Genomic DNA, 14,406 nt, shown 5'->3' with positions numbered 1-14,406 from the left:
GGTTCCCGGACTCCGGCCGGTCAGACGGAGACGACCTTCGCGTTACGACCGTGGACGAAGTAGGTCATGATGACTCGCGTCACCGTGATGGACGTGAACAGCGACGCCAGCAGGCCGATGATGAGCGTGGTGGCGAAGCCTCGCACCGGTCCGGTTCCCGTGAAGAACAGGATGAAGGCGGAGATGAGCGCCGTCACGTGCGAGTCGAAGATGGTCCAGAAGGCCCGGTCGTAGCCCTGGTCCACCGCCGCGCGGGCCGTCTTGCCGTTCCCCAGCTCCTCGCGGATGCGCTCGTTGATGAGCACGTTGGCATCCACCGCCACTCCCAGCGTCAGCACGAAGCCGGCGATGCCCGGCAGCGTCAGCGTGGCGTTGAAGAAGGCCAGTCCCGCCAGGATGAGCAGGCCGTTGAGCAACAGCGCGATGTCCGCGATGAGGCCGGAGGCCCTGTAGTAGACGGCCATGAAGAGGATGACCAGGCCCAGGCCCAGCACCGCCGCCATGCCACCCTTCCGGATGAGTTCATCACCCAGGCTGGCGCCCACCTGACGAATCTCGCCCACCGTCACCGGGGCAGGCAGCGCGCCGGCCTTCAGCACCAGCGCCAGCGTCTGGGCCTCGCCCAGCCACTCCTCGAAGGTGCGGCCACCCATGCGGCCCATGGTGATGCGAGCCGAGCCGCCGCTGATCTTCTCGTTGATGTTCGGCGCCGTCTGGACGTTCTCGTCCAGCACGATGGCCATGCGGCGGCCGACCCCAGCCTCTGTGAGCCGCTCGAACTCACGCGCGCCCGCGGGGTCGAAGGAGATGTTCACCTCCGGCTCGTTGAGCTGGCTGATGTTCGCGTCCGCGCTCGCCAGGCTCTCGCCGGTCAGCGGCACATTCTTGTCCAGCAGGTAGGAGCGGTACGAGGTGCACTCGTTCTTCTTCACCGGGTTGGCGATGCACTCGGTGAGCACCACCCGGTTCTCCGGCACCTTGTCCTTCGTGTACTCAGTGATGGCCTCGCGCGTGGGGGCCTGGAGCTGCGGGAAGCCGCCCTCCGTCGTCAGGGTGATCTCGCTGCCTTCCGGCGGCGGAGAAGCCTGGAGGAGCTGCGCGAAGAACTGCGGGTTGGAGTCATCCACCATCCGGAACTCGAGCTGCGCGGTGGTACCCACCAGCTCCTTCGCCTGCTCCGCATTGCTGCGGCCCGGCAGCGAAATCTGGATGGAGTCGGCGCCCAGCTTGCGCACGTCCACTTCCGCCACGCCCCACTTGTCGATGCGGCGGCGGATGACGAGCATCGCCTGGTCCACCGCTTCCGTCCGGAAGACGTTGGCCTGGCTCTCGTCCTGCACCAGCACCAGCGAGGCGCCGCTGCGGCTGACTTCCTTGAAGTCGGTGAAGGTGGCCAGGACCTCCTTCTGGATGGCGTCCATCGTCGCCGGGTCCTTGGCCGTCAGCGTGACCTCGAGCTTCTCCGGGTCCGTGTCCGCCGCCACCTCGCCCAGCTTCTTGTCATTGACGTAATTGACAATCTGCTGCGCGCGGCGCTCGGTCCGCTTCTGGAGCGCCGTCTTGGTGTCCACACGCATGACCATGTGGATGCCGCCCTGGAGGTCCAGCCCCAGGTTCAGGCGGTACTTCGCGGGAGGCGCCCAACTGGGCATCCGCTCCTCGAGCACGGCCAGGTTGTTGCGCTGGTCCCGGTCGAGAACGATGAGCGAGTAGTACGTCGGGATGAGGAACCAGATGCAGCCCAGCGTCACCGCGACGATGAGTCCGACCTTCCACCACCAGCCGCGGTCCATTACTTCTCCTCCTTCTTCTCGCTGGCCGCCGTCGCGGTGGCCGCGGGCGTGCCTTCCGCCACCGCGCCCTTGGCGCTGATGGCCGTCTTGAGCACGCGGATGCGCACGCCGCTGGAGACCTCCAACGTCACGGTGCGCTCATCCACGAGGTGGATCTTCCCGAGGATGCCCCCGGAAGTGACGACCTCATCACCCTTCTTCAGCGCGGAGAGGAGCGCACGGTGCTCCTTCAACTGCTTCTGCTGCGGGCGGATCATCACGAAGTACATGATGCCCACCAGGATGACCAGGAAGCCCAGGGTGCCCAGGGGATTGCCGCCACCGGCCTGCGCCAGAATCAGAAAGCTCTCAGCCACACACTGCCTCGTCGGTTGAGGAAAGCTTGGGATGGAAGGCCCCCCAGTGTGTCCGAGGAACCCATCCGAAAGGGGGCCCTCTTAGCAAGGGGGGCCCATGTGAGCAAGTGAACGCGGGAAGCCGGGCAATCCATCCGCCCGGTCAGCGACCGCGGGTCCGTTCGGCCTCCTGCGCCTTGGCACGGGCACGGAATTCCCGGGCAAAAGTGGCGAACCGGTCCTCTGCCACCGCGCGCCGGACTTCTGCCATCAGTCCCAGGAAGTAGTGGAGGTTGTGAATCGTGTTGAGCCGCATGGCCAACAGTTCCTGGGCGGCGAAGAGGTGCCGGAGGTAGGCCCTGCTGAAATTGCGGCAGGTGTAGCAGGAGCACGCAGGGTCCACCGGCCGGTTGTCCCTGGCGTAGGCCGCGTTCCGGATGACGACCTTGCCCTCCGAGGTGAAGAGCAGGCCGTTGCGCGCGCACCGGGTGGGCAGGACGCAGTCGAACATGTCCACCCCGTGCTCCACGCAGGTGACCAGGTCCACGGGCGTGCCCACGCCCATCAGGTAACGCGGCTTATCGCGGGGCAGCAAGGGCGCGGAGTAGGCCACGCCGTCATGCATGGCCTCCGGAGCCTCGCCCACGGAGTAGCCGCCCAGCGCGTAGCCGGGCAGGTCCACCGCACACACCTCCTCGGCGTGGCGCTTGCGCAAATCCTCGTGCAGGCCGCCCTGGACGATGCCGAAGAGCGACGAGCGCTCCCGGCTCCAGGCCTTCACGCACCGGTGCAGCCAGCGGGTGGTGCGAGCCAGCGACGCCTCCAGGTAGGCCCTGTCCTCGGTGGAGGGCGGGCACTCGTCGAAGGCCATGATGACGTCGGCGCCCAGCGTCTCCTGGATGCCGATGGAGCGCTCGGGCGTGAGGAAGTGCCGCGCGCCGTCCAGGTGCGACTGGAAGGCGGCGCCCTCCTCGGTGATTTTGCGCTTCCCGGACAGGCTGAACACCTGGAACCCGCCGCTGTCGGTGAGCATGGGCCGGTTCCACGACACGAAGCGGTGAAGGCCGCCCATCTCCCCCACCAGCGCTTCGCCGGGGCGCAGCATCAGGTGGTAGGTGTTGCCGAGGATGATCTGCGCATCCAGCGTGAGCAGGTCGTCCGGCCCCACGCCCTTGACGCTGCCCACGGTGCCCACGGGCATGAAGATGGGTGTCTCCACGGGGCCGTGCGGCGTGTGCAGACGCCCCCGGCGGGCCTTCGTTCCCGACGCGTCCTCGTGAAGGAGCTCGAAGCGGACCATCCCCGGCTCCACGCGGGTGTCGCCCTTGCCACCTGACTGCTTCGCTTCCTGCTGCTCGCCCATGGCGTTCACTCCGACACCAGCATGGCGTCGCCGTAACTGAAGAATCGGTAGCCCGCGCGGACCGCCTCCGCATAGGCCTCCAGCGTGCGCTCCCGTCCGAGCAGCGCGCTCACCAGCACCACCAGCGTCGAACGCGGCAGGTGGAAGTTGGTGAGCATCAGGTCCACCTGACGGAAGGCGAACCCGGGACGGATGAAGAGGGTCGTCTCGCCGGGGCCCGCGCGCAGCCGCCCCGTCTCCGGGTCGGTGGCGGACTCCAGGGTGCGCACCACGGTGGTCCCCACCGCCACCACGCGCCGGCCTTCCGCGCGCGCCGCGTTGATGGCCTTCGCGGTTGCCTCCGGAACGGTGTAGCGCTCCGGATGCATGTGGTGCTTGTCCAGGTCGTCCTCACGCACCGGCAGGAAGGTGCCCGGCCCCACGTCCAGCGTCACCAGCGCCCGGTGCACGCCACGCGCATCCAGGGCGGCCAGGGTTTCCTGGGTGAAGTGCAGGCCCGCGGTGGGCGCGGCCACGGCTCCGGAGGCACGCGCGTACACGGTCTGGTAGCGCTCCGCGTCCGCGGCGTCCGGCTCCCGGGTGATGTAGGGCGGCAGCGGCAGGCGGCCCGCCGCGTCCAACAGCGCGGCCAGCGAGGCGCCCGGGGGCGCGTGGAACCGCACGCGGTACTCCCCTCCTCCCAGCGCCTCCTGGATTTCGGCCTCCAGGCCGCTGGCGAACGTCACGCGCTGCCCGGGCTTGAGCCCCTTGGAGGCCTGCCCCAGACAGACCCAGTCGAGCGACTCGGGGGCCGCCCCGAGCGCCGCCGAGGTCAGCGTGTTCTGGGCGGCCGGGCGCACGACGAGCAACTCCACGCGGCCACCGGTGCCGGCCTTCTGGCCCAGCAGGCGCGCGGGGATGACGCGGGCATCGTTGAGGACGAGCAGGTCCCCGGGGCGCAGCAGCTCCTGGAGGTCGGCGAACCGGCGGTGCGACCAGGTGCCGCTGGAACGGCTGATGGTCATCAAGCGCGACGCGTCCCGCTCGGCCAGGGGAGCCTGGGCGATCTGGGACTCGGGCAGCGCGAAGTCGTAATCAGAGAGACGGGACGACACGGGGGTGGCGCTTGTAGCAGCCCCCACGCCGTCGCGGAAAGCGCGCCGGACGCGGGAGGCGTCAGTAGAGCTGCTGCAGCTCGGCCCCGGGGTAGTAATGAGAGAGGATCTCCCGGTACTCCCGGCCCTTGTCGGCGAGCGCCTTGGCGCCCCACTGACACAGGCCCGCCCCGTGGCCATAGCCGCGACCGGTGAACACGTAACCGCGCTCGGTGCGTTCCACGTCGAAGTCCAGGCTCTTGAGCCGGGTGTAGCCAAGCTTGCGGCGCAGCTCCACGCCGTCCATGGAGGCGCCGTCCGCCAGGGTGACGCGCGTCACCCGGCGCGTCCGCGTGCGAGCTGCCACCTTGAGCCCCTGGGCCGGGTGGCGGAGCGCCGCCTTGATGTCCGCGTCGGAGAGCGTCGCCGTCCACCGGCTGGCGGGAAGCTTTCCGCAGGGGCAGTCGACGGGTTGGAGGTACGGCAGGTCGCGCTGCAAGGCATCGAGCCCCGACTCCGTCCGGCCGCCGCACGAGGCATGGAAGTACGCCTCGATGGGCGCCAGCTCGTACGTGAGCACCTGTCCCCGCGTGGCCTCGACGGCGGCCTTGGTGCGAGGGTCCTCACGGTTGACGCCGCCATAGACTTGATGGAGCACGCTACTGCCCAGGTGGAACGCGTTGCTGTAGGCATCCAGCTTCTTCTGGAGCGCATACGTCCGGGCGGCCACCGCCTGAGCCTTGAGGGCCTCCGGGGGAAACGACACGGGCATCTCGCTGCCCAGCACGGCGGCGAGGTAGTCCTCCAAGGGAATGACGTTGATGAGCTGCAGCCCACTGCGGTGCATGCGCACCACCACATCGCCGCGAACCTGCGCCGCGCCCGCCTTGAGCGGCTCGGTACCAGGCGCGGCCGAGGCCTCCGACATGCCAGCGCGGAAGCGGACGGAGTCGCCCTCCACGGGCGTGCCGTTGACCTCGATGCGGCCCCCCTTGCGGCGGACGTTCGCCTGTCCCGAGGTGATGGGGGCGAATGTGGCCTCCTCGCTGTCGGGACCGGAGGCCAGCCCCCGGCCGCTGATGCGCACCTCGCTGCCCGCGTCCTCGATGGCGATGCGCAGGGTCTCCACGGCGAGCACGCCCGAAGGGACCAGCAGGAGCAGGATGAGTGCAACAGGTCGCAACATGGCCCCGAAGTGTAGAGGCGTGGGTGCTCGCCTCAAGAAAACATCCGGCGGATGGGAGAGGATGGCTCACCCGTGACGTCACCTTCGCACCCTGCAGTCCCCACGACCTTCATCACCGCCCTGCGCGAGTTGGAGCCCCGGCCCTCCGCGATGCTCACCCTCCGGTTGGTGGAGGGCCGCTCGCGAGAAGCCTGCGCGACGCACTACGGCATCCCCGCCCAAGCCTTCTCCGTGCTGCTGCTGAGGGCCGCCATCGCACTGGCCCAGCACCGGGGCGCCCCCGCCCGCGAGCCCGCCAGTGAGGACGAGGAAGCCGCCTGGGCACGGATGCTCGAGGACGCGCTAGAGCGCCAGGACGCGAAGTTCCCCGCCGCGCTGGCTCCGGTGGTGGAGACGTGCCGAGAGCTCCAGACGCTGGCTTCCCAGGTCGCCACGGGCTTGGAAACGGCGGAGCGAGAGGCCCGCGCGTCACCCCAGCGTCGCCGCGAGGAGTGGCTGCGGCGGCTCGCGGTGGCTTTGCTGCTGGCGATGACGGCCTGGCTGTACCTGTCGAAGCCCTGAGGCCCTTCGGCGCCCCGCCAACGTCCACCGGTGCACACCACGCCAGCCCGTCCCTGAAGGAACGACACCGCGGGCCAACGCCGCTGGACGCCTGGGGCCGCGGACACCTAAGGAAGGCAACCATGCGCGCCCTTCCACGGATGTTGCTGGCCTGCGTGCTGCTCACGGCCTGTGCGAAGCAGGTGGACGCCCGCGTCGCAGGCAACGACGACGCGGCCATCGACTCGCTGTCCCTGCGGCTCGAGGAGCTTCGGACGCGCGACGACCTGGACGACGCGACGTGCGCGGACCGCTGTTCGGTGGGAACGCAGACTTGCGAGCTGACGGAGTCGCTGTGCGCGCTCGTGGAGCGCCATCCTGACCGGGACGACCTGCCACCCCGCTGTGCCCAGGGACAGGAGCAATGCGCCACTGCCCGGAATGTCTGCGCGCGATGCGGCCCCTGAGCGGCACGGCCCGGGTGCACAGAAGCAGGCTCCGTGTTTAGACTGCGACGGTTCCCGCTGTTCTGAACGAGGTCCTCCCGCCATGTCTCCCCGCTCTGCCCTGCTCCTGGTCACCTCGTGGCTCGTCATTCCTGGGCAGGCCCTCGCCGCCGACAGCACGGAGCTGACTCCAGAGAAGGTGGCGGAAATCCGCCGCGACGAGGCCCAGGCCCTGTCCAAAGTCGACGCGGAGTACGGCAACCGCAAGTCGTCGGAGATGAGCACCGCGGAGCGCCGGGAGGCCATCGACAAGCAGAAGGCCGCCTCCGCGTCGGTGCTGGAGAAGCACGGCGTGTCGGGCAAGGACTTCGCGCGTTACGAGGCGCGCATGTCGCCGGCGGACAACGCCCGCGCGAAGGCGGAGGAGCAGCGGCTGGCGGAGGCCGCCAAGGCCGCGAAGCAGCCCGCGCCCGCGGCCGCCCCGGAAGAGGTCCACGTCCAGCAGGGATTCAGCGACGAGGACCCGGTGGAGTTGGAGGCCACGGAGGGCGCGGAGCCGTCCATCGACGTCGGCGTACCGAAGGACGCCGAACTGCCGCAGTAGGCCTCTTTTGAACGACAGGCGCGCGGTGGCGAGCCCCCACCGCGCGCACGCGGCTCAGCCCTTGCGGTAGCCGTAGCGCGGAGCCCGCTCCTGCCACACGCCGTCATACGGGCAGGTGCAGTCCGTCTCCTCGGGTTCCGGGTACGTGAAGCGCTCGCCCTTGTAGTTGCGGAACACCGTCTCCTGCGCTCCGTACTCGACGGCGTAATCGGGCTGGAGCGTCACCTTCCCACCGCCCCCCGGCAGGTCCACCGCGAGGTGCGGCACGGCGAGGCCGGTGGTGTAGCCCCGGAGCTGCTGGATGATTTCCAGCCCCTTGGCGATGGGCGTGCGCAGGTGCTCGCAGCCCTCGGCGACGTCCATCTGGTGCAGGTAGTACGGCCGCACGCGGCTGCGCAGCAGCAGGTGCGACAACTCCTTGATGATGCGCGCGTCGGAGTTGAGCTGCCGCATCAGCACGGCCTGGTTCTCCACCGGCACGCCGTGGTCCACCAGCCGCTCGCAGGCCTCGCGCGCCTCGGGCGTCACTTCCTTCGGATGATTGAAGTGCGTGACGACGAAGACGGGCGCGTAGCGCCGGAGCGTTTTCGCCAGGGAGTCGGTGACGCGCATGGGCAGACACACGGGGACGCGCGTGCCGATGCGAATCATCTCGACGTGGGGAATCTCGCTGAGCGGCGCGAGCAACTCCTCCAGCCGGGAGTCACTGAGCATGAACGGGTCCCCGCCGGAGATCAGGACGTCGCGCACCTCGGGATGGCGCCGGACATAGTCCACGCCCCGGCGGAGCTGTTCCTTGGAGAGCTCAGCCACCCCGCCCTGCGTGATGCGCCGCCGTGTGCAGTGACGGCAATAGACGGAGCACGTATCCAGCGCGAGGAAGAGCACCCGGTCCGGATACTTGTGGACGATGCACTCCTCCGGTCGCGTCTTGTCCTCACCCAGCGGATCCGCGAGCTCGCCCGGACGGATGCGTGCCTCGGCCCTCACCGGGATGGACTGCATGCGCACCGGGCAGAACGGATGCTCCGGGTCGATGAGGGACAGGTAGTACGGACTGATGCCGATGCGGAACAGCGCGGACGTTTCCTGCACGCCCGCGCGCTCGTTGGAGGTCAGCGGAACGTACCGCTCCAGCTGCTCCAGGCCTCGCACCGCATGCCGCTGCTGCCAACGCCAGTCCGCCCACTCCGCGTCCGTGGCGTTGGGAAACAGCCGTTTGCGCCCTTCGGCGCTGAGCGACGCGCGAGCGGCCGCCGGCTCCGGCGGGAGACCCGCCGGAAGCACTGAGGTATCCATTACGCCGCCTTCTGCTGCTCCCGCCACCAGGCCTGACCCGCCTCGGACAGCTGGTCGATGGGGTCGAAGTATTCGTACTTCCGGTTGAGCGCGTCCGCATCGTTCATTTCGATGCCGGTCCGGTAGTTCTTGGTCCAGTACGAGATGCCGCGCTCGCGGTCATACTCCGCCACCTGGTGCACCCAGCGCTTCCCGACGAAGGGCACGTCACAGACGATGCGCGGCGTGGCGAAGCCCGGCATGTAGCCCATGATGTCGTGCTGCAGCTGCTGCGCCTGAGCCACCGACAGCCGCCAATGCTCGCTGTTGGGGATCATGTCGCACATGTAGAAGTAGTACGGCATGATCTTCGCGTGGTCGAGCAGCGTGAAGCACAGGTCCAGCAGCGCCTGCGGGCTGTCATTCACACCGCGCAGCAGCACGCCCTGGTTGCGCACGTCACGGAAGCCCATCTCCAGCAGCTTGCGCACGGCCTTGCCCACCAGCGGGGTGAGCTGCTGCGCGTGATTGACGTGCGTGTGCAGCGCCAGGTCCACGCCGCGCTCGACGGCCTTCTTCGCCAGCCGGTCCAGCCCCTGGAGGACGGAGTCCTGGAGGAAGTGCTGCGGGATGGCCATCAGCCCCTTGCTGGCCAGGCGGATGTCCCGGATGTTCGGGATGTCCATCAGCGAGCTGACGAACGGCTCGAGCTGCTGGATGGGCAGGTTCGCGATGTCGCCACCCGACACCACCACGTCGCGCACCGTCGGCGTGCGACGCAGATAGTCGAGCATCTGCGCGTAGCGGTCCTTGGGCCCGATGCCAAACTTGTGTTTGCTGACCTGCGGCACGTCATTGCCCACCAGGTCCATGCGCGTGCAGTGACCACAGTACTGCGGGCAGGTCGGCAGCATCTCCGCCAGCACCTTGGTGGGATACCGGTGCGTCAAGCCTTCCACCACCCACATGTCCTGCTCGTGAAGACTGTCACGGCTGGCCTTGGGATGGTTGGTCCACTCCGTGAGGCGGTCCGCGTAGGCCGGTAGCATGTATCGGCGCACCGGGTCACGCCACAGGTCCTCAAGGTTCATGGTGTTGAGCATCTGCGGAGGCACGAGCAGCGACATGGTCGCCCGCTCGCGCTGGTCGCGCTCCATGCTCTCAGCCAAGTCATCCGGGAGCAGAGCCCCCAGCGTTGCCTTGAGTTCCTTGAGATTCTTGATGGTGTGCTTGCGCTGCCAGACGGAGTTCTCCCAGTCGGCGGCGGACACGTCCTTGAAGCCAGGGATCCGCCGCCAATCGGGCTCGATGAACTCCCGGCGGTGAGGATACGTAAAAGGCTGTTCAGCGGGGCCAGCCTCAGGCTTGGCCCGGATGGGCGTCGTTTGCATGGCGCATCACCTCTAAATTGCTCGCGGGCGAGGCGTCATAACGCGCCCATGCCCCACTTCGGTCAACAATCGAAGGGGGCATCGGATGCCCGCCTTCTCACTCGATGGGAACATTGACCAGCTTGGCTACATTGTCTTCCGTGATGTCGACCACCACGGGCTTGGTCGTCTTACCGTTGAGCTTGAACGAAATCTTCCGCTTGCCCACCGGTAGCATCAACGGACTGCCAAGTGTCACCGGTGTCTGGCGATTCGTCTTCTTCCCATCGACGTAGATGTCCGCGCCCGCCGGCTTTGTGCTGCAGGCGAACTTGCCCATCACCTTGGGGGCCCTCGGCGGCTTGGGGGCTGGCGGAGGCTTGGGAGCCGGCTGGGGCGGCGGCCGCACGTTGGCCACGGTGGGCTCGGGCTGCGGCTCCTTCGTCATCTCGAACGCGACCGTGACCTGCTGGCTGTTGCCGTCGGCCTTGAACTCACCGGAGTACGGCTTGTAGCCCGCGAGCTTCGCGGTGAACGAGTAGGTCTTCCCCACCTCCAGGTTCGCCATGCGCGCGTCTGGAATCCGCCCCAGGCGCTCGCCATTCACGGCGATCTCCGCGCCGTCATCACCCTTGAAGACAGCTGCGACCTGAACCGGCGCGGGAGCGGGAGCCGGATCCGTGGCGGGAGGCGGCGTCTTCCCATTGTCGACAGGCGCGTTCTCAGGTGCCTCGTCGCCGCCTGGATCCTCCGCGGGAGCGGCGGGCTCGGTGGTCCCCGCGGCAATGACGACGCCCGTGTTCGTCGGCGGTGCCTCCGGGGGCTTGTTCTCGGGCGGCGGGGCCGCCTGAGGATCAGTCTCCAGCGGAAGCGAAACGACGATTCTGCTTCCGGCGACGACATCCACCGTCTTGGCCGAGCTCTGCTGACCAGGGGCGCTCGCGGTGACCTGGTACTGCCCTGCCGGGAGCGCCAGCAGCGTGTTGAGCTGGACCTCCTGGCCATTCAGCTGGATGCGCGCGGAAGGGTTGGACGGGGACACCATGAAGGTGACCTCGCCCGTGGACGGCCTGGTGGCCATCACCACGCCGACGACGAGCAACAGCACGATGGCCGCGGCGGCGGCGAACAGCACCGGCTTCGGCAGCGTCTTGAGGTTGAGCGCGGGCTTCCCCTTGGCGGGGACCTTCGTCTTCGCCTTCGCCTTCGCGGGCGCAGCGGCCTTCGTGGGAGGAGGCGCCTCCTCCGGGGGGAGGGGAACCGAGCCCGTCACCTCTTCCTCGGGCTCGTTCAGGTCGTCGTGCGGGTGACCCTCGTCATCGTAGTCGTCTTGGGCATCGTAGCCGGCGCCGCTGTCTTCCTCGGGCGGCTGCTCGTAGTCAGACGGATCCTCCTCGGGCTCGGGAGCGCGCTTTCCGCCCCGGCCGCGGCCCGACACGGGTGCTGGCCTGCTGCCTGTCTCTTCGTCCAGCGAGGGAGACGAGCCGCGCGAGCGCGTCGGCGGCGCGGACGGCGCGGGGCCAATCATCGTGGCGCCGGAGTAGGCCTCGCCTTCCTCGTTGCTGATGACGACCTGCGCCTTGGGGCCACTCTTGCCCTTGCGCGATGACGTATCGGGCGCGGGGGCACGCAAGGAGTTGTAGGAACCGGACGTCCCATGGTTCTGGATGGGGTTCTCCGTCCGGCCCGTGATGCTGTCGTCCACCACGACGCTGCTGTCGGCAACGCGGGTTTCGGGAGACATGAACGTATGCGAGGAGTCGACAATCTGCGTCTTGTCGCCCGCGCCGACGCCCATCTCCTCGAGTTCCTCGGCGGTGGGAGGCGGGATGTAGTCCTGGACAGGCTGCGCCGGCGCGGTGGACGCACGGCCCGCGGGCGTTCCCGTCACCACCACGGCTGGAGGGGGCGCACGCCGCGCCGCCTGCCGGTTGAACCCGGGGGCCACCGTGATGCCCGAGGCCTCGATCTGGTCGGGGCGCTCGATACCGGCATAGCGCTCCATCTTCTCCGCCTCGCGGAGCATGTCCTCGGCGAACGCCTCCTTCATGTAACTGGAGAGGTGCTTGGACGAGTAGATGGCGTCACCGGCCAGGAGGAACCGCATCAGGTCCTCGGCCATGTCGGACGCCCACTGGTAGCGGTCCTCAGGTTCGCGCGTGAGTGCCTTGAGGACCACCTTCTCCAGGCCCTGCGGGATGCTCGGGTTGAACTCGCTGGGGAGCGGAACCTCCGCGTTGCGCACCTTCTCCAGGGTGGAGAAGTCCGACTCGCCGACGAAGAGCTTCTCGCCCGTGAGCATCTCGTACAGCAGCACGCCCACGGCGAAGATGTCGCTGCGCCGGTCAATGGGCATACCCCGGACCTGCTCCGGGCTCATGTACCCGAACTTGCCCTTGAGGATGCCCGCCTGCGTCTTCTGGGAACGGTTCGCCGCCTTGGCGATACCGAAGTCGATGACCTTGACCTCACCCTCATAGGAAATGAGGATGTTCTGGGGCGACACGTCGCGGTGGATGATGTGGAGGTCCTGCCCGCGGGCGTCCTTCTTCCGGTGCGCGTAGTCCAGGCCGTCGCAGATCTTGGAGGCGATGAACACCGCTTGGGCGGTGGGCATGATCTCCTTACGACGCCGGTAGCGCTCCAACATGGTCCGGACGTCGCGTCCGGCGACGTACTCCATGGCGATGAAGTAGGTGTCGTCGTACTTCCCGAGTTCGTTGATGTGCACGACGTTGGCGTGGTTCAGCTGAACGCTGATCCGCGCCTCGTCGATGAACATCGTGATGAACTCTTCGTCCTCCGCCATTGTGGGGAGGATCTTCTTGATGGCCAGGATGCGCTCGAAGCCCTCGACGCCGAAGGCCTTCGCGATGAACACCTCCGCCATGCCGCCGACGTTGATGCGCTCGAGGAGCAGGTACTTCCCAAAGAGGGTCGGCTTCTTCATCTCGTGGAGCGGCCCGGCACCGGGAGGCGCGCACCGCGACAGGCGGTGCGCAGACCGGGCGGAAACCTGGACTCTAGTCGCAGCGCGGACGGCGAGTCAAACATGCACAGCAGCCTGAAACCCCAACGAATCCGGTAGCTTGAGCCCTCCGAGCGCCATCCGGACCTCGCCATGGAAATGTCATGTTCCACGACGCGCGGCGGCAGGCGTGCAGAGGGGGCCTCAGAGGTCTGTTGGAGCGCGGTCGCCGGTAGGCGCATGTCGCCTGTATTAGCAGGTCAGAGCGCCCCCTGCCTGGGGCATCCAAGCGGAATGAGCCATGATCCGGCGCCAGCGGGAGTGGGTGAACCTGCCACCTGGCGTCGTCGAACTCGAAGCACTCCCGGCTGAGTTTTCACCGGGCCCACGAGGCGCCTCCATTTCCCGCGCACGGTCAGCCCGGCCGCGGGCGACGCGCCCTCCACCGCCGCTGGCGCATTTGCCACCGAGGCATCTGGAACGAGAGCCAAGCCCAAGGAGTGCACACGGGCCTCGCACTCCAAGCCGCCCAACGCAGGGGCGACGAATGGAGGACCGTCGACACCTCAGCGGCCCAAACGCCCTCTCGAGAAGCGCCGCGCCTTCCTGAGCACCCTCGGCGTTGAGAAGAGGGAGTGGCTGAGACTCACCAGGCGTCCCCGATGGCGGCCCCCCAATGCGAACCCGCACTGCCGCGAATGTCGCCAAGCATCCGCGCGCACCAGCATGCCCTTCCCCTGGGCTTGGCGCTCGCAGGCGCGATGGCCGGCGTGCGCGGCGGAGACACAAGACGCTTGCTCACCGCCCGAAGATTGGGGCTCGCGCTGCACGAACAGCCACGATTGAAGAAGCGCCTGACTCCCTCACCGCCCGAAGATTGGGACCCGAGCTGTACGAGCATCCGCGGCTGAAGAAGCTCCTGCCGCCGGAACGCCGCAAGCGACTGGCCCATTTCTACGCGCGCCACGGCGGGCGCTGCGTCTTCGTGGGGCGCTTTCTCTCGATGCTGCGCGGGGCGGTGTTCATCATGGCCGCAGTGCAAGGCATGCGGCTGCGCCACTTCCTGCTGTGGGACGGGTTGGCGCTGTGCCTCAGCGCCCCGGTGGTGGTGGCGCTGGGGTACGCCTTCTCGCACAGCGTGGACGCGGTGGCGAAAGGGGCGGCGCGAGCCGAGCACCTGCTGGTGCTGGCCACCACGTCGGCCCTGCTGGCGGTGGGGGCGTGCGCCGGCTGCGCACGTGGCGCCTGGCCCAGCGTCCGCGGTGACGTGCGGAAACCCAACACGCCCAAAACAGAAAACCCCCGGTGTCCACGAGGGACACCGGGGGTTTCTCAAAAAGAATCCGGCAGCGACCTACTCTCCCGCGCGGTTTCCCGCGAAGTACCATCGGCTCTGGAGGGCTTAACTTCCGTGTTCGGGATGGGAACGGGTGGGACCCCTCCGACATAG

At 68.1% G+C, this 14,406-nt stretch carries 11 protein-coding genes and 1 rRNA gene; 3 read left to right on the top strand and 9 right to left on the bottom strand.

Features of this window, described 5'->3' with window-relative positions; all coding sequences use genetic code 11:
* Positions 1-20: 20 nt before the first annotated feature.
* From secD to F8M74_RS29500, 5 genes are all read right to left on the bottom strand, one after another.
* Positions 21-1,793: a protein translocase subunit SecD gene (secD, locus tag F8M74_RS29520; protein ID WP_141257147.1), complete on the bottom strand. Its 1,773-nt coding sequence runs from the start codon at positions 1,791-1,793 to the stop codon at positions 21-23.
* Positions 1,793-2,149 (bottom strand): preprotein translocase subunit YajC, encoded by a 357-nt coding sequence (gene yajC / locus F8M74_RS29515; RefSeq protein ID WP_141257146.1) that lies wholly within the window; start codon positions 2,147-2,149, stop codon positions 1,793-1,795. The genes secD and yajC overlap by 1 nt, the downstream gene beginning before the upstream one ends.
* Before the next feature lie 142 nt (positions 2,150-2,291).
* Entirely contained in the window at positions 2,292-3,491 is a 1,200-nt protein-coding gene (gene tgt / locus F8M74_RS29510; RefSeq protein ID WP_141257145.1) for a tRNA guanosine(34) transglycosylase Tgt, read from the bottom strand.
* 5 nt (positions 3,492-3,496) lie between these two features.
* Positions 3,497-4,585: a tRNA preQ1(34) S-adenosylmethionine ribosyltransferase-isomerase QueA gene (gene queA, locus F8M74_RS29505; protein WP_171410352.1), complete on the bottom strand. Its 1,089-nt coding sequence runs from the start codon at positions 4,583-4,585 to the stop codon at positions 3,497-3,499.
* Between the two features lie 61 nt (positions 4,586-4,646).
* A complete protein-coding gene (locus F8M74_RS29500) occupies positions 4,647-5,750 on the bottom strand; it encodes a SpoIID/LytB domain-containing protein (protein WP_141257143.1) in 1,104 nt (367 codons plus the stop codon).
* 72 nt (positions 5,751-5,822) lie between these two features.
* On the opposite strand from F8M74_RS29500, the gene F8M74_RS29495 reads away from it, so the two are divergent.
* From F8M74_RS29495 to F8M74_RS29485, 3 genes are all read left to right on the top strand, one after another.
* The gene (locus F8M74_RS29495) at positions 5,823-6,311 is read left to right on the top strand and encodes a hypothetical protein (protein ID WP_228560512.1); all 489 of its coding nucleotides are present in this window, start codon (positions 5,823-5,825) and stop codon (positions 6,309-6,311) included.
* 122 nt (positions 6,312-6,433) lie between these two features.
* On the top strand, positions 6,434-6,757 hold the full coding sequence (locus F8M74_RS29490) for a hypothetical protein (protein WP_228560509.1): 324 nt from the start codon (positions 6,434-6,436) through the stop codon (positions 6,755-6,757).
* Between the two features lie 82 nt (positions 6,758-6,839).
* The gene (locus F8M74_RS29485) at positions 6,840-7,340 is read left to right on the top strand and encodes a hypothetical protein (protein WP_141257141.1); all 501 of its coding nucleotides are present in this window, start codon (positions 6,840-6,842) and stop codon (positions 7,338-7,340) included.
* A gap of 54 nt (positions 7,341-7,394) precedes the next feature.
* Here F8M74_RS29485 and F8M74_RS29480 read toward each other — a convergent pair whose 3' ends face one another.
* The 4 genes from F8M74_RS29480 to rrf all read right to left on the bottom strand — a co-directional run.
* Complete coding sequence (locus F8M74_RS29480) at positions 7,395-8,639, bottom strand: KamA family radical SAM protein (RefSeq protein ID WP_141257140.1); 1,245 nt, start codon at positions 8,637-8,639, stop codon at positions 7,395-7,397.
* On the bottom strand, positions 8,639-10,009 hold the full coding sequence (locus F8M74_RS29475) for a KamA family radical SAM protein (RefSeq protein ID WP_141257139.1): 1,371 nt from the start codon (positions 10,007-10,009) through the stop codon (positions 8,639-8,641). Before F8M74_RS29475 ends, F8M74_RS29480 begins: the two co-directional genes overlap by 1 nt.
* Before the next feature lie 97 nt (positions 10,010-10,106).
* Positions 10,107-12,938, bottom strand: coding sequence for a serine/threonine-protein kinase (locus F8M74_RS29470; protein ID WP_141257138.1), 2,832 nt, complete (start codon positions 12,936-12,938; stop codon positions 10,107-10,109).
* Between the two features lie 1,359 nt (positions 12,939-14,297).
* A 5S ribosomal RNA gene (gene rrf / locus F8M74_RS29460) occupies positions 14,298-14,406 on the bottom strand; the annotation flags it as partial.

The sequence above is a fragment of the Myxococcus sp. CA023 genome (assembly GCF_010998615.1).
In the GTDB taxonomy this organism is placed as follows: domain Bacteria; phylum Myxococcota; class Myxococcia; order Myxococcales; family Myxococcaceae; genus Myxococcus.
This window is presented reverse-complemented; position numbering and strand designations above follow the sequence as displayed.

Coding starts and splice junctions, on each gene's coding strand:
- F8M74_RS29475 (WP_141257139.1), bottom strand. CDS start 10,009: ATGCAAACGACGCCCATCCGGGCCAAGCCTGAGGCTGGCCCCGCTGAA.
- F8M74_RS29480 (WP_141257140.1), bottom strand. CDS start 8,639: ATGGATACCTCAGTGCTTCCGGCGGGTCTCCCGCCGGAGCCGGCGGCC.
- F8M74_RS29485 (WP_141257141.1), top strand. CDS start 6,840: ATGTCTCCCCGCTCTGCCCTGCTCCTGGTCACCTCGTGGCTCGTCATT.
- F8M74_RS29500 (WP_141257143.1), bottom strand. CDS start 5,750: ATGTTGCGACCTGTTGCACTCATCCTGCTCCTGCTGGTCCCTTCGGGC.
- tgt (WP_141257145.1), bottom strand. CDS start 3,491: ATGGGCGAGCAGCAGGAAGCGAAGCAGTCAGGTGGCAAGGGCGACACC.
- secD (WP_141257147.1), bottom strand. CDS start 1,793: ATGGACCGCGGCTGGTGGTGGAAGGTCGGACTCATCGTCGCGGTGACG.
- F8M74_RS29490 (WP_228560509.1), top strand. CDS start 6,434: ATGCGCGCCCTTCCACGGATGTTGCTGGCCTGCGTGCTGCTCACGGCC.
- F8M74_RS29470 (WP_141257138.1), bottom strand. CDS start 12,938: ATGAAGAAGCCGACCCTCTTTGGGAAGTACCTGCTCCTCGAGCGCATC.